Origin of the sequence: Arthrobacter sp. AL12, from assembly GCF_029960645.1 — a bacterium.
GTDB lineage: Bacteria > Actinomycetota > Actinomycetes > Actinomycetales > Micrococcaceae > Arthrobacter.
Genome location: NZ_JASBQY010000001.1, coordinates 232,111 through 249,549 on the forward strand (window position 1 = coordinate 232,111; position 17,439 = coordinate 249,549).

The window sequence follows — 17,439 nt, forward strand, 5'->3', positions numbered from 1 at the left end:
CGCGGACTAGATTGGCAGCATGGCCACAACCGCCCAGACAGGCTCCCCCCAGCCGGACAGCACCCACCCCAACGGCACCCACGAAGTGCCGCCGCGCGCTCCCGCCCCCGCTCCCCCGTCCAAGACCCTGCAGCCGGGCCAGATCAGCCGGCTCGGCATCGCCGCCGTCGTGGTCACTGTGGTGCTGTGGGCGTCCGCCTTTGTGGGCATCCGCGCCGTGGGACCGAGCTTCTCCCCCGGCTCCCTGACCCTGGGCCGGCTGGCGATTGCCGCCGTCGTGCTGGGCCTGGTGGTGCTGCCGCGGCTCCTGAAGACCCGCAACCTCCCCCGCGGCCGCGAATGGTGGCCCATCCTGGCCTACGGCGTCATGTGGTTCGGCGGCTACAACGTGGCGCTGAACGCGGCGGAGCACCTCCTCGACGCCGGCACGGCCGCCCTGCTGATCAACGTCAACCCGATCCTGGTCGCCATCATGGCCGGCGTGATCCTCAAGGAGGGCTTCCCGCGCTGGCTGATCATCGGCAGCCTCGTCGCGTTCGGCGGGGTCGCGGTGATCGCCCTGGGTTCCGGCCAGCGGTCGACGGCGGACGTCGCCGGCGTGCTGCTGTGCCTGCTGGCGGCGGCCCTCGCCGCGGTGAGTGTGATCGTGCAGAAGCCGGTGCTGCGGAAGTTCCCCGCCGCCGAGGCCACCTGGTTCGGCATCATGGTCGGTGCCATCTGCTGCCTGCCCTTCAGCGGCCAGCTGATCTCCGAACTGCAGGCGGCCCCGCTGCCGGCCACCCTGGGCCTCGTCTACCTCGGCGTTTTCCCCACCGCGATCGCCTTCACCACCTGGGCCTATGCACTGTCGCTGATCGACGCCGGCCGGCTCGCCGCCACCACCTACCTGGTGCCCGGCACCACGATCCTGATCTCCTGGCTGGTGCTCGGCGAGATCCCCACCATCTGGGGCCTGGTCGGCGGCGGCATCTGCCTCGTGGGGGTGGGGTTGACGCGACGGCGGTCCCGCTGATTCGGCGCTAGAGTTTCAGCTATGCCCGCTTCCCTGCCGCCAGGCCTCCCGATCATTCCGGACAGCCCGGACGACGGCGGAAAGGGCGGCGGCCGCGACCACGCGCCGTTCCCGATGTCCGAGACCGACTTCGAAGCCGCGGTGAGCGACGCCCTGGACCGGATCCCGCCGGACCTGGCCAAGACCATGAACAACGTGGCCATCTTCATCGAGGACGACTACACCCCGCAGCCCGGCGAGGATCCGGACACCGTGCTGCTGGGTCTCTACGAGGGCGTGCCCCTGACCGAACGGGACTCGTGGTGGGACGCCGGCTCGCTGCCGGACCGCATCACCATCTACCGCCAGCCGATCCTGGAGATCTGCGAAACACGCGAGGACGTCATCGACGAGGTGACGGTCACCGTGGTCCACGAGATCGCACACCACTTCGGCATCAGCGACGATCGCCTGCACGAGCTCGGCTGGGGATAGCCTTGTAGGCATGGGACACGACCACAGCCACACACACGGCCTTACCGGAACGGCCAAGCACCGGAAGCGCCTGGTCGCCGTCCTGGCCATCACCCTCGCCGTCGTCCTGATCCAGATCGTCGGCGCGCTGGTTTCCGGCTCCCTGGCCCTGCTGGCCGACGCCGGGCACATGCTGTCCGACGCGGCCGGGGTCTTCATCGCCCTGCTGGCCGCCTGGATCGCCGCCCGGCCGGCGAGCGAGCAGCGCACCTACGGCTACCAGCGCGCCGAGGTGCTGGCCGCCCTGGCCAACGCCCTTGTCCTGATCGTGATCTCGGTGGTCATCTTCACGGAGGCGATCCGGCGGCTTGGCTCCGCCCCCGAGGTGCAGACCGACGTCATGCTTTATGCGGCCGTCCTCGGCGCCGTCGCCAACCTCGTGTCCCTGCTGATCCTCCGCGGCGCCCAGAAGGAGAGCCTCAACGTCCGCGGCGCCTACCTGGAGGTCCTGGGCGACCTGCTCGGTTCCTTCGCCGTCATCGCCGCCGCCGTGGTCATCATGGTCACGGGCTTCCAGACGGCGGACACCGTCGCCTCGATCGTCATCGCGCTGATGATCCTGCCGCGGGCCTGGCACCTGCTCCGCGACGTCGTGGACGTGCTGCTCGAGGCGACCCCCAAGGGCGTGGAAGTCCAGATGATCCGCGAGCACATCCTTGCCGTGGAGGGGGTGGTGTCCGTGCACGACATCCACATCTGGACCATCACCTCCGGCGTGCCGGTGTTTTCCGCCCACGTGGTGGTGGAGGATGCGGCCCTGGGCGCCCGCGGCGCCGACCAGATCCTGGACAAGCTCGTTAGCTGCCTGGGCTCGCACTTCGACACCGATCACTGCACGTTCCAGCTGGAACCGGTCTCCCACGCGGAGCACGAATCCCACCAGCACGCCTGAGCACCGGACCCGCACTACTGGCCGCAGGCCGCTGTCAGGAGAGCACGTCCTTGGTGACGAACCGGCCGTAGGCGAGCGCCCCGAAGACGGCCACGTAGCCGCCCTGCAGCAGTGCATTGGTGAGGAACGACTCCCAGGCGATGGGCTGGCGGAGCAGGTCCGCGAAGTCCAGCCAGTAGTGGCTGAACAGCCACGGGTGCAGCCATTCCAGCTGCGGCAGCGCGTCGAGGACCTGCGAGACCACCGAGAGCACCACCGTGGACGCCATCGCACCCACGGGGACGTCCGTGAGGGTGGACATAAAGAGCCCGATCGCAGACAGCCCCATCAGCGACACGGCAAGGTACGCGGCAATCAGCAACAGCCGCTGCAGTGCCTCCGCTGCCCCGATCGAATCCCCGGAGAGCAGCGTGACCGGCCCCACGGGAAAGAGCGCCGCACCGATGCCGGCCCCGACCAACGCCACCACGAGCGGCGCCGCGACGGCGAAGGCCACGGCCCCGGCGTATTTCACGAGCAGCAGCCGTACCCGGCCCGCCGGCGCCACCAGCAGGTACCGCAGCGTCCCCAGCCCGGCCTCGCCGGCCACGGTATCGCCTGCCACCACCCCCACGGTCAGCGGCAGGAACAGCGGGACGGAAACCAGCATGGCGGTCACGCCAACAAACAGGCCGTTCTGCGTAATGCGGTCCAGGAACGCCGGTCCCCGGCCCGGCGGCACGGAAGAGGACAGCCGCACCGCCACGGCGATCAGGATCGGAATGGCCGCCAAGGCGCACAGCATGGCCCAGGTCCGGCGGCGGCGGAAAAGCACCCCTAGCTCGGAGGCGAGCAGACCGCGGCCCCACTGCCCCCGCGGCGTGGACGCAGATTCTCTACTGGACAACGTCGAAGCCCTCCCCCGTCAGCGCCACAAAGCGGTCTTCCAGGCTGACCTGCTCGATGGCGAAGCCCCGGACCCGGACGCCTGCCGCCACCAGGGCGGCCACCACCGCCTCCGGTGCCGCCTCTCCGTTGCCGGCCGCCCCCGGAAGCGGCGCGTAGAGCACCCCGCCGCCGCCGGGGGCTGCACCGCCGGGACTTGTGGCCGCACTCAGGCCCAGCCGGGAGAGCACCTCGGCCGCGGTCCCGGCGTCGGGCGTCACAACCCGGATCCGCGCCTGCCCGCCCTGGCGCAGTTCCTCCAGGGTTCCCTGCGCCACCAGCCGGCCCGCGCTCATGATGGCTGCGTGGGTGCAGATCTGTTCCACTTCGGCCAGCAGGTGGCTGGAGACAAACACGGTGGCGCCGTCGGCCGCGAGCGAGCGGACCAGGCTGCGGACCTCGCGGGTGCCCTGCGGATCCAGCCCGTTCGTGGGTTCGTCCAGGATCAGGAGGTCCCGGGGGGCGAGCAGGGCGTTGGCGATGCCGAGCCGCTGCTTCATGCCCAGCGAATAGGCCCGGACCTTTTTGTCCGCGGCATGCGTCAGCCCCACCCGCTCCAGCGCCGACCGGACCCGGGCCTTCCGCGTGGCCGCGGGCACATGCGGGTCAGCGGCGTCGAACCGGTGCAGGTTGGCCGCGCCGGAGAGGAACGGATAGAACGCCGGTCCCTCGACCAGGGCACCGACGCGGGGCAGCACCCCGTGCAGTTGCCGCGGCATGTCCTCGCCGAGGAGCCGGACGGAGCCACCGGTGGGCACGGCGAGACCGAGCATAAGCCGGATCGTGGTGGTCTTCCCCGAACCATTGGGACCCAGGAAACCGAAGACCGAGCCCTTGGGTACGGCCAGATCGACGCCGTCGACGGCCAACTGGTGGCCGAAGCGCTTGCTGAGACCGGTTGTCTCGATGCTCAGTTCCGTCGCCGGCACGGCGGCGGTCACGCGGCGGACACCAGGCCGTTCACCAAGTGGTGCACAGGGCGGTTCACCGCGGCGTGGCCGCAGCCTGCAGCCGCTCCAGCGGCACGGAACCGGCGAGGACCCGCCCGTCGTTGAGGATCAGCACATTCACCAGCGACGTCGACACGAGCCGCCCGCCAGGGACGGCGACCGCGGCCTGCTCCAGCAGGGCGGCCGCGACGGTCCGGGTTCCCTCAGGGTCCGAGGTTCCCGGCCGCAGCGGGTTGGCGGTCGCAGGGTCCGGGGCTCCGCCCTGCGCCTTGCCCGGCAGCGCCACGGCCCCGGCCGGGAATTCGAGCACCGAGGCCCACCCCGTGCCGGTGACGGTCGGCCGCTTGCCAGCCTTCGCCGCGGCAGCGTCCGACGGCGGCAGCGCGGCGGCGGCCTTGTGGTCCGGCACCGGGATTTCCTCCACGGTGGCCCCCGGCGGCGGGGTGAAGTTGAAGATGGCGGCATCCGGGGCCTCCAGGGTGAGGCTGGTGTAGGCGACGCTGAAGGCCGGCTCGGCCTGTCCCCGTGCCTTCACTTCCACGCCGAGCGGAAGCCCGGTTTCGCCGTCGACCGCGATGGCGACGGAATCCACCAGGGTGGCATCCGACGTCGGGGTCAGCAGGAGATTGTAGGCGGACCGTCCGGCGACCTGGACGTCCGTTCCGACGGTCACCTCGGTGCTCGCGTCCAGCTTGGCGAGCAGCTTGTCGGCCAGCTCCTCGGGGGTCGTCGCGGTTCCCGGGCGGGCTTCGTGGCGGCCGTCAGCATCGGCGGGCAGCTGGGCGTGGGCGGCCGTGTTGTCCTTGGAGTTGTAGAACCAGAGCTCGTCACCGTTGCGGACCGCGTTCCGTTCCGCCATCCGGTCCATGATCTGCACCCGGGCCTTCTCCGGCCCGTCCAGGTAGACCCGGGCGGTGTGCGGTCCGGTCAGCAGTTCCAGCCAGGCGGTCTCCGGGGACCCGGCACCGGCCTTCGGAAGTTCCGGCAGGCCCATCTGGGAGGTCTGTTCGAGCGTCCCGGACAGGGATTTCTCGCCGTGCTGGGCGACCATCAGCAGCACCTGCCGCGGGGTTTTCTCCGGCAGCGGGTCTCCGGCGCTCGCGGGAAGGGATCCGGACAGGACGCCGGCCGCGATCACGGCAGGGACCACTGCGGCGGGCATCCAACGCAGCCATGTGCGCGTCATCGTGACCGCGCTCCAACCTTGCAGTTCATGGTTCAACACTACGCCCGGAGCGGCCTGTTTCACCCCTTCCCGGCGGATTGGTTCGGGCGGCCCTGCCTAACGGTGCCGGCGGCGCCGTCGACCGTGATGCTGTGCCCGGTGGCGATCAGCGAGGTGGCGTCCGGAACCCCGACCACTGCCGGGATTCCGTATTCCCGGGCGACGACGGCGCCGTGCGAGTTGGGGCCTCCCATTTCCATCACCAGTCCGCCGGCGGTCAGGAACAGCGGCGTCCAGCCCGGGTCCGTGGACGGCGCCACGAGGATCTCGCCCGGCTCCAGGTGCGCACCCTGCGGCTCCAGGATGACGCGGGCCGGGGCGGTGACCGTCCCCGCCGACGCCGGAGTGCCCGTCAGCAGGCCCGCGGATCCAGCCTCCGCCCCGGCGGCGCCGGCCTGCAGCGCCTCCGGTTCCGTCCCGTCCGAGAGCAGTACCCGCGGGATGTGCCGGCGGCCCAGTTCCCGGGCGTACGCTTCGCGGCGCTGCGCCGCCACGTGGTGCAGGTCCCTTCCTGCGAGGCCTTCGCGGGCCTCGGCCAGGTCCAGGAAGAAGACGTCGTCCGCTGCCGTGATGCGGCCGGCGGCCCCGAGTTCGGCCCCGACGGACTGGAGCTGCCCGCGCACCGCGGCCAGCGCCTCGACGATGTGGTATTTCGGCAGTTCCCGCAACCCGGCAAACATCCTGGTGCGTTTCAGCGCAGCCCGCACCAGCGCTGCCCGCAGCCTGCCCCGTTCTCCCGCGGCGGCGGCAAGCCGCTCCACCTGGGTTTCGGCGTCGCGCGCCGCTTTGCTGAACAGCCGGTCCGGGGCCCGGCCGGGATCATCCAGCCGCAGATAGTTGGCCAGGACGCCGAGGATATGGGCCGGGTCGTCGGACCAGCGCGGCATCCCAAGGTCTATTTCCGCCACGGCACGGTGCCCGTAGCGGCCCAGGAAGCCGGCGAGTCCGGACTGCACGACGGCGGGCAGCTCACGGGCCCGGTAGCGCCGGACCAGCTCCGGCACCCCTGTTTCACCGAACACCGCGCCCTCGAACACGGCGGTGGCGGGGGCGTCGGCCCGGATGGCCGCGGCGAGCTGCCAGAGTGCCAGGTCCATTTCGGTGGTCACGTTGTTGGGCAGTCCCCGCAGCACCGGCTGCAGTGCCCCGGGGCCGGCGGCGGGTCCCAGCAGCCGGCCGGCGGCCGCCAGGAGGGCAAAGCCCAAGGCGGGCAGCGGCAGGATGTTCGGTACCACCGGAAAGAGCTCCTGCCCGAGGATGCGTTCCACGTGGTCCAGCCGCTGCACCGGGGTGGACCCGGCCGGCACGACGAGGGCTTCGCGGAACCGTTCGCCGAACCGTTCCGCCCGGCGCAGCGCGGCCTCGGGCCGGAACAGGGCACGCAGCAACGACTCCGGGACCCTGGCGCGCGCCGCCACCGGGCCGACGTGCCGCAGCACCCGCCAGGGGGACCTGCTGGTGACCGAAAAGCGGGGGTCCGCAAACAGCCGCCGCAGCACGGCGGCGGAGCGGGCCTCCATAACGTCGAACACCCGCGGCACGATGGCCCGTCCCACGGCGCTGCGCACCACGGGGGTCAGGTCGAAGAAGAGGCGCTGGCCGGCCTGGACGTACGGTGTCGGCCCGTCGTGCGGCACGGGAACGTCGAACCCCGCAGCCCGTGCCACGGACGAGGCAATCAGCCGCAAGCCTGCCAGCCCCATCGGGGTCAGCGGGCGGGTCAGTCCCTGGGCCAGGCTGAAGCACAGGTAGACGCGTGTCCCGTCCCGGGCTCGACGCGGTTCCGGCAGCGGGTAGAGGGTGGTGATGGGCCGCGACTGCGTCAGCCACGCTCCGCCGCCGCCGTCAATGGCCCACTCGAGGTCCTGCGGCGCGCCGAAGTGCACCTCCGCGCGCCGGCCAAGGCGCTCCAGCACCAGGAGCTGGGCATCGTCCACGCAGGGCCGGGACCCGGAACCGCGCTGCTCGATCCGTTCGGTTCCGCCACCCGGCAGTGGCCTGATGGCCACCTGTTTGCTCCCGGTCCGGCGCTCGAGGATTCGCCGCGTGGCACTGTCGATGACGAAATGGTCCGGGTTGACGGCCCCGGACACCACGGCCTCGCCCAGCCCGGGGCTGGCATCGATGACCGCCTCATGCCGGCGACCGGTCAACGGATTCGCGGTGAACAGGACACCGGCCACGGCCGCGTCCACCATCCGCTGGACCACGACGGCGAGCGACACCGTCGCGGGGCTGATCCCGTGGGTGGCGCGGTAGCTCACGGCGCGGTCCGTCCAAAGCGACGCCCAGCACTGCCGGACGGCGGCCAGGACCGCGTCGGCGCCCACGACGTTCAGGAAGGTGTCCTGCTGGCCGGCGAAACTGGCGAACGACAGGTCCTCGGCGGTCGCGGACGAGCGTACCGCCACCGGGGCGTCCGGTCCCAGTGCCGTGTAGGCGGCCCGGACGGCCCCGGCTATGTCAGCGGGGATGTCAGCGGCCAGGACCAGGGCGCGGGCGGCGGCGGCCAGCCGGGCGAGCCCCGGAAGGTCTTCCGGTGCGGTCGCGGCCAGGCCGGCGTGGATGACCTCGAGCCCGGCGGGCGCCGTGGCACGCCGGTAGGCCTGCGTGGTCAGGCAGAAACCGGCCGGAACCGGCAGGCCGGCCCGCAGCAGTTCCCCGAGGTTGGCCGCCTTGCCGCCGACGTCGGGCAGCAGCTCCGGGCCGGCCAGTTCCAGTGCGAGCACCAGCTGCGACGAATCCTGCGACGGTTCCTGCCGCGCCGCACCCTGGCTGGGGAGCTGCTCCACCTGCCTGCCCTCCCTTCAGCCAGGACGCCTTCCGTTCCGGCCGGGGTCCGGATCCGTCCCGGGTCCGGGCCGGTCGGGGCTATGAATCGCCGAGGATGGGACCGAAGTTCACGCGGTCCGCCAGCCGGGGATCATCCCGGTCCGGGACCACCATTACGGGGCCCTTCGCGTGGTGCAGAATGCCGTCCGAGGTGGATCCGAGCAGCATCCCGGCGAAGCCGCCGCGGCCGCGGGTGCCGACGACCACCAGTTCCACATGCCGGCTGGCCTCGACGAGAATGTCCACGGGCGAGCCGTCCACGAGCTGCGTTTCCACCGTGAGGCGGGGAAAATGGCTCCTGATCCAGGCGGTGCCGGCCTCAAGCTGCGCCCTGATGTCGGCGAAAAGTGCGTCCCGGTCCATCGGCGCGGGAACCCAGGCGAGCGAACCGCTGTACTGCGGGACCGCGCACACCACGCGCAGCGGTGCCGAGAGCCGCTCGGCCTGCGCCGCTGCCTCCAATACCGCCACGCGGGCCTGTTCGGAGCCGTCGACCCCCACCACCACGACGTTTTCAACCGGGACGCGACCTGACTTCGCCCGCTCCGCGAGGACATGCTTGTCGTCGGTGGTCTCGCCCAGGCGGTCGGCGCAGATCAGGGGCACGGTGACCGTGGGGCATTTGGCGTGTGCGGGGAGGGCGCTGCTGACGGAGCCCAGCAGCCGGCCGACGAAACCGCCCCGTCCCCGGGTGCCGAAGACCAGCAGTTCGGCGGTTTCGGACATTTCCAGCAGGACGCCGGAGGCATCACCGTTCTCGACGGAGGCGTCGACGTCGATCAGGTATCCGGCCACCTTGTTCACGGCCTGCTTCAGGATGGCCTCCGCGCCTTCGCGGATCACCGAATCATCAACGGTGGCGTAGCCGCCGTCGAGCCCTGACGCCGCGAAGATCGGAACCGAATAGGCGGTCACGATGTGCAGCGGACGATTGCGGCGCTCGGCTTCGCGGGCGGCCCATACCAGGGCGCACTTGCTGTGGTCTGAACCGTCGACGCCGACCACGATCCCCCGGGGAGCCGCGGACCCGCCGGGGGTATCCCCTGCCGAATCCGGATGCACCTGTTCTCGGCCCATGGGGTCCGCCTCCTCGCGATTCTTGCCTGATGTTGCGGCCATTCTGCCAGACGTGTGCGCGTGCAGCGTCCACCGGCGACGCGCCCGAAGAAACCGCGGGCCAGAACCCCTGGTTTTTACAACTATTCTCGGTTTTCGGGGAACTAGCAAGCGCCCTCGAGGGCCTCCGGACCGGCGGTCGTCACGCAGGTTTTACGGACTGTTTACACGGCTTCCGGGAGCCCCGGAGGACGCCGGAAAAAGCCCGCAGCGCCGCCGGAACAGCCCGGGAATTCCCGGAAGGGCCGATGTGGCGGCTGCTCTATCCAAGGCCGGAAATGTTAGGTAGTCTTCGAGGCGTGCTGAACCGAGACTCGTGTTTCAGAACGCGGATCCCGCTGTAGATGCGGTGAGAGCCGAGTTCGGGGCAGGAATCGGAAAGCGTCCGGGGCATCGGCCCCGCGACTGGCACCATTCGAGGAGGGACCCAGCAGTGTCGACCATGCCTATGTCCGGTGCTACCGAACGGACCTCAGCCGTCGTGATCGGCACCGGCCTGTCCGGGCTGGCGGTCGCCAGCGAGCTGCAGCGACGCGGCGTGGACTCCATCATTGTGGACGGGCTCGATCTGCTGGGCGCCGGGCAGCCGGCCAACACCTCTTCCCTGCAGCGCTGCGACGCGGCCGACGCCGGCAGCCTCCGGGAGCGCAACGAGATCCTCCGGCACCTGCGCAACTACGCCGCCAGCCACAAGCTGGACGTCCGGAACAACATCCGGGCCCTGCAACTGGACCACGTCGACGCCGGCGTCAGCGGACCCACCCAGCAATGGGCTGTCCGAACCCCCGGCGGGGTCCTCCTGGCGGACCACCTCGTCCTGACGCGCTGTGCCCACAGCCAGCTGCGCCGGATGCTCTCCGAGCTCGGCATGACCGCGGGGCAGAACCTGATGGCGGCCATGCACGCCCTCGGGATGTACCTTGTGGGCGTGGGCGGACTCATCACACCGTCGCCGAAGGAAGTGCTGCGCCAGGCGAAGGTCGTGGGCCAGGCGATCTCCGCCAAGGTCCACCCCGGCGGTTTTCCCGCCGCCCTCCCGGGCTAGCTAGCCCTCGCCGCGCCGGCCTAGCCGCAGCGCATCGTCCGGCAGGGCCTCGTCCCGCAGCGCACGTCCCGCCGCCCCCCGGAGTCCTGCGCTGCCGGATTTGCGCGGTGACCGGAAGCAACGCGGGGTCAGCTTTCGGTGCCGCTGCCGGAGTCCGATTTGAGCCGGCTCTTGGCCATCAGGGCCAGGACCACCAGGATGCCGACGGCCGTTCCGACAAAGATCACGATGCTCCAGGGGAACGGCTCCGCGGAACTGACCGGCTGCGCCGGGGCCGGCGTGATGCCCGGCTGGGCGGTTCCCATCGAGGGAACCGCGGCTGCCGCCGTCGAGCCCGCCGCTCCGGCTGTGGCCGTGAATGTGAAGCTGCCTTCGATCGGGTGGGAATCCGAACTGACGACGCGCCACAACACTGTGTAGGCCCCGGCCGGGGCGCCCGCCTTGAGCTTCTGCGAGGCGACGTTGTCCACGATCTCGACGGCGCCGTCGGACCAGTTCGTGCCGGCGGCATCGTTCACCAGGATCTGCGACCCCAGCGCCAGCGGATTCTTGTTGAGGGTGACCGAGACCTGTTCCGGGGGCGCCGCCACCGTCGCGCCGGAGGCCGGGCTGGTGGATTCGGCGGCATCGTGGGCCGAGGCCGGTGTAACCGCGCCCAGCAAGGCGGCGGCAAGGATCAGGGAGCCCAGGAGGGCACTCAAAAGCTGGCGGATGAGGCGCATGGAAAAGCTGCTCCTAGTGTTGGCTTCCTTACAGACTAGGCGAAAACGCGGGCTTGGCCGTCGGGCGCCAAATAGGATAGACACCACACATCACTCCCGGAGGACTAATGCAAGAACTAATGCTCAAGCAGGGCTCTGCACTCGACCGGTACTTCAAGATCTCCGAGCGGGGGTCGAACGTCTCGCGGGAAATCCGGGGAGGGTTCGCCACGTTCTTCGCCATGAGCTACATCGTGGTGCTGAACCCGCTGATCCTTTCCGGTCCCGATTCCTCCGGCGCCACCCTCGGCTTCCCCGCCGTGGCCGCCGTCACCGCCTTCGTGGCCGGCATCCTGACCATCCTGATGGGCGCGTGGGCCAAGCACCCCTTCGCGCTGGCAACGGGCCTGGGCGTCAACGCCTTCGTCGCCGTCACGGTGGCCACCAACCCCGGCCTGACCTGGCCGGACATGATGGGCCTCGTTATGCTCTCGGGCATCACCATGCTGATCCTGGTTCTCACCGGCTTCCGGACCGCGGTCTTCAAGGCGGTCCCGGAAGGGCTGAAGACTGCGATCGTGGTGGGCATCGGCCTGTTCATCGCCCTGATCGGCCTGGTCAACGCGGGCTTCGTGCGCCGCATCCCCGATGTTGCCGGCACCACAGTGCCGGTCGGCCTGGGCTTCGACGGTAAGCTGACGGGCTGGCCCACCCTGGTCTTCATCTTCGGCCTGATCCTCACCATCGCCCTCGTGGTCCGCAAGGTCAAGGGCGCGATCCTGATCGGCATCGTCGCCTCGACGGTCCTGTCCGTGATCCTGGAATTCACGCTGCACATCGGCCCCAGCTTCGACGGCACGACCTACAACCCGCAGGGCTGGTCCCTCGTGGCGCCGGCGTTCTCCGAATGGGCGGCCCCGGACCTGTCGCTGATCGGGCAGGCAAACCCGTTCGGCGCCTTTGAGCACCTCGGCTTTGTCGCCGCGACCCTGCTGGCGTTCGTGATCCTGCTCAGCATCTTCTTCGACGCCATGGGCACCATGGTGGGCCTGGCCACGGAGGCCGGCAGCATCGACAAGGACGGCAACATCCCCAATGTGGACCGCGTGCTGCAGGTGGACGCGCTCGGCGCGATCATCGGCGGCGGCGCCTCAGTCTCCTCGAACCAGATCTACGTCGAATCCGGCGCCGGCATCGGCGAAGGCGCCCGGACCGGCCTGGCCTCGGTCGTCACCGGCCTGCTGTTCCTCGTGGCCATGTTCTTCACCCCGCTGATCAACCTGGTGCCGTTCGAGGCGGTGGCCCCGGCGCTGGTCGTCGTCGGCTTCATGATGGTCTCCCAGGTCGGCAAGATCGACTGGCAGGACCTGGGCATCGCCATCCCGGCGTTCCTGACCTTCACGCTGATGCCGTTCACCTACTCGATCGCCAACGGCCTGGGTGCCGGCTTCATCACCTTCGTCCTGATCCGCACCTTCCAGGGCCGCGCACGCGAGGTGCACCCGCTGATGTGGGCTGTGGCCGCGGCGTTCCTGCTGTTCTTCGCGATCGGCCCCATCGAGGCCGCATTGGGAATGCACTAGGCACCTCCGCTCCCCCCGCCGCCGCCGAGGTGACACTTCGCGCCCATGTTTTGGACAAGCATGGGCGCGAAGTGTCACCTCGGCGGTGTTTAAGCGTGAATTCCGGGATTACGGACACTCCGACGGCGGCGCGGCTGGTTTTCCGGCCCGGGCTGCGGTGAGCTAGGGGCATGGTTTCCCCCGTGCCCGCCGTTGATGTCCCGCCGCAGCCCTGGACCGGACGGTTCGACGGCGACGGCCCCGAGCACCGCCGCTGGTGGCAGGCCGTCACGCCCTATGCCCAGCGCCGCGTCCAGACCGCCGCACGCCCCGCCGTGATTCTCGGCTTCGGCAGCGACGCCGGGGTGCGCCGGAACAAGGGCCGCACCGGTGCCGCCGCGGCCCCCGCCGCGATCCGTGCCGCCCTCGGTCCGCTCGCCTTCCACCTCACACGGGAGGTGCACGACGCCGGCGACGTCACCGTGGCCGGGGACGCCCTGGAGGCGGGTCAGGCGCGTGCCGGGCTCGCCATCACCGGCCTGCTCGACGCCGGGCAGCTTCCCGTGGTGCTGGGCGGCGGGCACGAGACCGCCTACGCGAGCTACCTGGGCGTGGCAGGCTCGGCGGCGGTCCGCGAGGGCCTGCGTGTGGGGGTGCTGAACCTGGACGCGCACTTCGACCTCCGCGACGAGGCCGTGCCCAGTTCCGGGACACCGTTCCTGCAGATGGCCCGCGCGGAAGCCGCCGCGGGCCGCGAACTGAGGTACGCCGTCGTCGGGATCTCCGAGCCGAACAACACCCGGGCGCTGTTCCGGACCGCCGAGGAGCTGGGAGTGGACTACCTGCTGGACGAGGACTGCTCCGCCGCGGCCGCGCGCGTGTTTGTGGCCGCGTTCCTGGCGCAGGTCGACGCCCTGTATCTGACCATTGACCTGGACGTGCTGCCGGCCTCGGTGGCGCCGGGCGTGAGCGCACCGGCCGCGTACGGCGTGCCGCTGCCGGTGATCAGCGCGGTGTGCCGGCAGGTGGCCGCGAGCGGAAAACTGCTGCACCTCGATGTCGCCGAGCTGAACCCGGAGTTCGACGTCGACGCCCGCACCGCGAGGGTGGCCGCGCGGCTGATCAACACGCTGCTGGGGTAGCCGGGCGGCCGGCGGTCACAGCGCGCGGCACCGGCAGACCGCCGGCAGCCCCCCGTCAGATCGCCGTTTTCGGCGCCTTGCCCTCGTCGCCGTACTGCCGCACGGCCTTGCGTTCGCGAAGCCGGTCCAGCCGGTTCATCACCGGTGCCGTGGTCGCCCCGTGCAGCACGATGGACATCGCCACCACCAGGCCGATGAAGGCCCACAGCTGCTCGGCCTGGGCGTCGAAGTCGCCCTTGCTCAGCGCGTAGGCGAGGTAATAGAGGGAGCCGATGCCGCGGATGCCGAAGAAGGCGATGGCGATCCTCTCCCGCGGGCCGGTCTTGCCCCGGGCCAAGCCGATCCAGCCAGCCAGCGGACGGACGACCAGCAGGAACGCCAGGGCCACCAGGATCTCCGCCCAGCCGATGCCGGCCAGCAGGCCCCGTGCGATAGCGCCGCCCAGAAGCACCAGGATGACCACCGTCATGAGCCGTTCGAGCTGCTCCACGTAGGAGTGCATCACGCGGTGGAACCCGTGCGTGCGTTCCGCGGCCCGGATGGTCACCGCGCACACAAAGACGGCGATGAACCCGTAGCCTTCCAGCATTTCCGTGACCCCGTAGGCCAGTAACGTCGCCGCCAGCGCCACGAAGCCTTCGGAGTGGCCGGACAGCCGGAGGCTGTCCCGGGCGGAGAAGAACAGCAGGCTCAACGCCTTCCCGGCCAGCCAGCCAAGGAGCACGCCCATGCCGATCCGCCAGACGACGTCGGTGGCGAACCAGGACACGAACCACTCCGACGGCGAGGGGCCCACCAGGCTGATGGCGATGGCCAGATAGACAAACGGGAAAGCCAGTCCGTCATTCAGGCCTGCCTCGGACGTGAGGCCGAAGCGGATCTCGTCCTCGCCGCGCTCGGTTTCGTCCTCGTCGTCGGCGGGCTCGCCCACCTGGACTTCCGAGGCCAGCACGGGGTCAGTCGGCGCGAGCGCGGCCGCGACCAGCAGCGCGGCTCCTAGCCCCAGCCCCAGCACCCCCAGGCCCAGCAGGGTGAGGGCAACGATGCAGATCGGCATAGCCACGCCCAGCATCCGCCAGGTCGTGGACCATTCGCGCCGGCCCACCGGGCGGTCGAGTGCGAGGCCGGCGCCCATCAGCGAGATGATGACGCAGATTTCGGTCAGGTGGGTGGTGAACTCCCCGTATTGCAGGGGGTCCGGGTCCGGCAGCGAGGGGATGAACGTGAAGGCCAGGAGACCGGCGGCCAGGAAGACCATCGGCATGGACAGCGGCGCCCTGCGCAGCAGCTTGGGCAGCAGGGCGGCGGCGAAGACGGCCAGGCCTGCGGCCGCGAAAATGATACTGGGAGCCTCAAACACTGCGTATTCCTCCTGACGGGACCCGGATGCCCGGGGATGGGTGAGGCGCCGTCCCTACGGAACGGCGCCCCCTCACCAAGATACGCGACCAAGTTACGCGCGAGCGGCGCGAAAACCGGCTTCGGCTAGCTGCGCCGCACCTCCACGCCGTCGGATTTCAAGAAAAGCTGGGTCTCGGCGGGGGCCGGCGGTACGCCCGGGACCAGCCAGAGAACGTTGCCGCTCAGTGAGACTTCTTCGACCTCACCGGCCGCCAGAACCTGGGCGTGCTTGAGGATTTCGACCCGGTCCCCCGCATTGAGGCTCCGCCAGTCGGAAACCGCACTGACCGAGGCCAGGCGCCTGGACATAACCGTCCCGCGTGCTTTCATGAACTTTTACCCCTTTGTATATGTTCCTGGTCACAACTTCGTTGGTGTGACCTTCCATTTGTACTACAGTTCCCGGGGCCCCGCCGGGCGTATTGCCCACTATTTCGGGAGCCCCGGAAAATGTTCGCCCAGACTGAATTTTGTTTTCCCTCAGGCCAGATTCCCGACGGCGGATTCGGCGGCGGCCCGGATCTTGCCGGAGGCGACGAGCAGGTCCGCCGCCTCCAGCTCCGGGGACAGGAACCGGTCGGTCCCCGGACCGTCGACGACCTCGCGCAGCGCGGCGATCACGGCGGTGCCCGCAGGACCCGGGGTGAGCTCCCCGTCCGAGAGCTGGGTGCGGATGTCGAGGGCCCGCGCCGAGGTCACGAGTTCGATCGCCAGGACGCGGCGCAGGTTCTCCACGGCACGGCGGAGCTTGCGGGCCGCGTGCCAGCCCATCGACACATGGTCCTCCTGCATCGCGGAGCTCGGGATGGAGTCCACCGACGCCGGGACGGCCAGCCGCTTGTTGTCCGAGACCAGCCCGGCCTGGGTGTACTGGGCGATCATCAGGCCGGAATCGACGCCGGGGTCCGCCGCCAGGAACGCCGGCAGCCCGTGCGAGCGGGCCGGGTCCAGCATGCGGTCGGTCCGGCGCTCGGCGATGGAGCTCAGGTCCGCGACGGCGATCGCCAGGAAGTCCAGCACGTACCCGACCGGGGCACCGTGGAAGTTGCCGTTGGAGCTGACCCGGCCATCGGGCAGGACCACCGGGTTGTCGATCGCGGCGGCCAGTTCGCGGGAGGCGACCATGGCGGCGTGGTCCACGGTGTCGCGGACGGCCCCGGCCACCTGGGGGGCACAGCGCAGCGAGTAGGCATCCTGGACCTTGGTGTCGTTGATCCGGTGCGAGGCCACGATCGGGGAGCCGGAGAGGACCCGGAGCATGTTGTCCGCGGAGGCGGCCTGGCCCGGGTGCGGGCGCAGGGCCGCGTGCAATTCGGGGAGGAACACCTGATCGGTGCCGAGCAGCGCCTCGACGCTGAGCGCGGCGGTGATGTCCGCCGTCGTGAGCAGCTGGCGGATGTCCGCGATGGCCATCAGCAGCATCCCCAGCATGCCCTCCGTGCCGTTGACGAGCGCCAGGCCTTCCTTTTCGGCCAGGGTGACCGGCTCGATCCCGTGCGCGGCGAGGAGCTCGGCGACCGGGCGGCCGTCCCTGCTGCCGTACAGTTCGCCGTCCGGGCCGGTGGCTTCGCCTTCGCCCATCAGGACGAGGGCGCAGTGGGACAGCGGGGCGAGATCGCCGGAGCAACCGAGCGAGCCGAATTCGCGGACCACCGGGGTGATGCCGGCGTTCAGGACGTCCACCATGGTCCGCAGGACCACGGGGCGGACGCCGGTACGGCCGGACGCGAGGGTCTTGGCGCGCAGGAACATGATGCCGCGGACCACCTCGCGTTCCACGGCCGGGCCCATGCCGGCGGCGTGGCTGCGGATCAGCGACTTCTGCAGCTGGGTGCGCAGCTCTGCGGGAATGTGCCGGTTGGCCAGCGCCCCGAAGCCGGTGGAGATGCCGTAGGCGGGGACCTCGCTGTGGGCCAGGCCGTCGATGTGGGCGCGGACCTTGGCGACGGCGTCGAGGGCGTCCTGGGCGATCGTCACCTTCGCGTCGTGGCGGGCGACGGCGACGACGTCCTCGGCGGTGACGCCGCTGGAGCCGAGGGTGACGGTGAGCGGTTCGTGGGTGGTGACAGTCATGGGATGTTCCTACTTATTTCTCATCGATTGCTCCGCAACGGCCCTTTTGGG

Annotated in this window: 15 protein-coding genes; 6 read left to right on the plus strand and 9 right to left on the minus strand. The window is 70.4% G+C overall.

The window, feature by feature from the left end:
- Window positions 1-19: 19 nt before the first annotated feature.
- The 3 genes from QK291_RS01130 to QK291_RS01140 are packed head-to-tail and all read left to right on the plus strand — an operon-like array spanning window position 20 to window position 2,417.
- Window positions 20-1,012: a DMT family transporter gene (locus QK291_RS01130; RefSeq protein WP_282378281.1), complete on the plus strand. Its 993-nt coding sequence runs from the start codon at window positions 20-22 to the stop codon at window positions 1,010-1,012.
- 21 nt (window positions 1,013-1,033) lie between these two features.
- A complete protein-coding gene (locus tag QK291_RS01135; RefSeq protein WP_282378283.1) occupies window positions 1,034-1,486 on the plus strand; it encodes a metallopeptidase family protein in 453 nt (150 codons plus the stop codon).
- A gap of 10 nt (window positions 1,487-1,496) precedes the next feature.
- Window positions 1,497-2,417, plus strand: a complete 921-nt coding sequence (locus QK291_RS01140) for a cation diffusion facilitator family transporter (RefSeq protein WP_282378285.1) — start codon at window positions 1,497-1,499, stop codon at window positions 2,415-2,417.
- Between the two features lie 34 nt (window positions 2,418-2,451).
- On the opposite strand, the gene QK291_RS01145 is transcribed toward QK291_RS01140, so the two are convergent.
- From QK291_RS01145 to QK291_RS01165, 5 genes are all read right to left on the minus strand, one after another.
- Entirely contained in the window at window positions 2,452-3,303 is an 852-nt protein-coding gene (locus QK291_RS01145) for an ABC transporter permease (RefSeq protein ID WP_282378286.1), read from the minus strand.
- Window positions 3,293-4,282 carry an ATP-binding cassette domain-containing protein gene (locus tag QK291_RS01150; protein ID WP_282378288.1) on the minus strand — a complete coding sequence of 330 codons (990 nt, stop codon included), beginning with the start codon at window positions 4,280-4,282 and terminating at the stop codon, window positions 3,293-3,295. The genes QK291_RS01145 and QK291_RS01150 overlap by 11 nt, the downstream gene beginning before the upstream one ends.
- A gap of 43 nt (window positions 4,283-4,325) precedes the next feature.
- Complete coding sequence (locus QK291_RS01155; protein WP_282378290.1) at window positions 4,326-5,453, minus strand: hypothetical protein; 1,128 nt, start codon at window positions 5,451-5,453, stop codon at window positions 4,326-4,328.
- An 83-nt stretch (window positions 5,454-5,536) separates the two neighbouring features.
- Entirely contained in the window at window positions 5,537-8,245 is a 2,709-nt protein-coding gene (locus tag QK291_RS01160; RefSeq protein ID WP_282378925.1) for a PEP/pyruvate-binding domain-containing protein, read from the minus strand.
- 142 nt (window positions 8,246-8,387) lie between these two features.
- The gene (locus QK291_RS01165) at window positions 8,388-9,425 is read right to left on the minus strand and encodes a universal stress protein (protein ID WP_282378292.1); all 1,038 of its coding nucleotides are present in this window, start codon (window positions 9,423-9,425) and stop codon (window positions 8,388-8,390) included.
- Window positions 9,426-9,906: 481 nt separating this feature from the next.
- On the opposite strand from QK291_RS01165, the gene QK291_RS01170 reads away from it, so the two are divergent.
- Window positions 9,907-10,509: an FAD-binding protein gene (locus QK291_RS01170; protein WP_282378927.1), complete on the plus strand. Its 603-nt coding sequence runs from the start codon at window positions 9,907-9,909 to the stop codon at window positions 10,507-10,509.
- Window positions 10,510-10,637: 128 nt separating this feature from the next.
- Here QK291_RS01170 and QK291_RS01175 read toward each other — a convergent pair whose 3' ends face one another.
- Window positions 10,638-11,231: a copper resistance CopC family protein gene (locus QK291_RS01175; RefSeq protein WP_282378294.1), complete on the minus strand. Its 594-nt coding sequence runs from the start codon at window positions 11,229-11,231 to the stop codon at window positions 10,638-10,640.
- Between the two features lie 119 nt (window positions 11,232-11,350).
- Here QK291_RS01175 and QK291_RS01180 point away from each other — a divergent pair, with 119 nt between their 5' ends.
- Window positions 11,351-12,793: an NCS2 family permease gene (locus tag QK291_RS01180; protein WP_282378929.1), complete on the plus strand. Its 1,443-nt coding sequence runs from the start codon at window positions 11,351-11,353 to the stop codon at window positions 12,791-12,793.
- Window positions 12,794-12,963: 170 nt separating this feature from the next.
- Window positions 12,964-13,914: a formimidoylglutamase gene (gene hutG / locus QK291_RS01185; protein WP_282378296.1), complete on the plus strand. Its 951-nt coding sequence runs from the start codon at window positions 12,964-12,966 to the stop codon at window positions 13,912-13,914.
- A gap of 55 nt (window positions 13,915-13,969) precedes the next feature.
- On the opposite strand, the gene QK291_RS01190 is transcribed toward hutG, so the two are convergent.
- The 3 genes from QK291_RS01190 to hutH form a co-directional block, all read right to left on the minus strand.
- Window positions 13,970-15,274 (minus strand): cation:proton antiporter, encoded by a 1,305-nt coding sequence (locus QK291_RS01190; RefSeq protein WP_282378298.1) that lies wholly within the window; start codon window positions 15,272-15,274, stop codon window positions 13,970-13,972.
- A gap of 125 nt (window positions 15,275-15,399) precedes the next feature.
- Window positions 15,400-15,645, minus strand: coding sequence for a hypothetical protein (locus QK291_RS01195; protein WP_282378299.1), 246 nt, complete (start codon window positions 15,643-15,645; stop codon window positions 15,400-15,402).
- A gap of 150 nt (window positions 15,646-15,795) precedes the next feature.
- Window positions 15,796-17,388 carry a histidine ammonia-lyase gene (hutH, locus tag QK291_RS01200; RefSeq protein ID WP_282378301.1) on the minus strand — a complete coding sequence of 531 codons (1,593 nt, stop codon included), beginning with the start codon at window positions 17,386-17,388 and terminating at the stop codon, window positions 15,796-15,798.
- Window positions 17,389-17,439: the final 51 nt, after the last annotated feature.

Excerpts from the sequence above, each read along its gene's own strand:
- hutH (WP_282378301.1), bottom strand. The coding sequence starts at position 17,388 with ATGACTGTCACCACCCACGAACCGCTCACCGTCACCCTCGGCTCCAGC.
- QK291_RS01140 (WP_282378285.1), top strand. The coding sequence starts at position 1,497 with ATGGGACACGACCACAGCCACACACACGGCCTTACCGGAACGGCCAAG.
- QK291_RS01165 (WP_282378292.1), bottom strand. The coding sequence starts at position 9,425 with ATGGGCCGAGAACAGGTGCATCCGGATTCGGCAGGGGATACCCCCGGC.
- QK291_RS01175 (WP_282378294.1), bottom strand. The coding sequence starts at position 11,231 with ATGCGCCTCATCCGCCAGCTTTTGAGTGCCCTCCTGGGCTCCCTGATC.
- hutG (WP_282378296.1), top strand. The coding sequence starts at position 12,964 with ATGGTTTCCCCCGTGCCCGCCGTTGATGTCCCGCCGCAGCCCTGGACC.
- QK291_RS01130 (WP_282378281.1), top strand. The coding sequence starts at position 20 with ATGGCCACAACCGCCCAGACAGGCTCCCCCCAGCCGGACAGCACCCAC.
- QK291_RS01195 (WP_282378299.1), bottom strand. The coding sequence starts at position 15,645 with ATGAAAGCACGCGGGACGGTTATGTCCAGGCGCCTGGCCTCGGTCAGT.
- QK291_RS01170 (WP_282378927.1), top strand. The coding sequence starts at position 9,907 with ATGCCTATGTCCGGTGCTACCGAACGGACCTCAGCCGTCGTGATCGGC.
- QK291_RS01135 (WP_282378283.1), top strand. The coding sequence starts at position 1,034 with ATGCCCGCTTCCCTGCCGCCAGGCCTCCCGATCATTCCGGACAGCCCG.
- QK291_RS01180 (WP_282378929.1), top strand. The coding sequence starts at position 11,351 with ATGCTCAAGCAGGGCTCTGCACTCGACCGGTACTTCAAGATCTCCGAG.
- QK291_RS01155 (WP_282378290.1), bottom strand. The coding sequence starts at position 5,453 with ATGCCCGCCGCAGTGGTCCCTGCCGTGATCGCGGCCGGCGTCCTGTCC.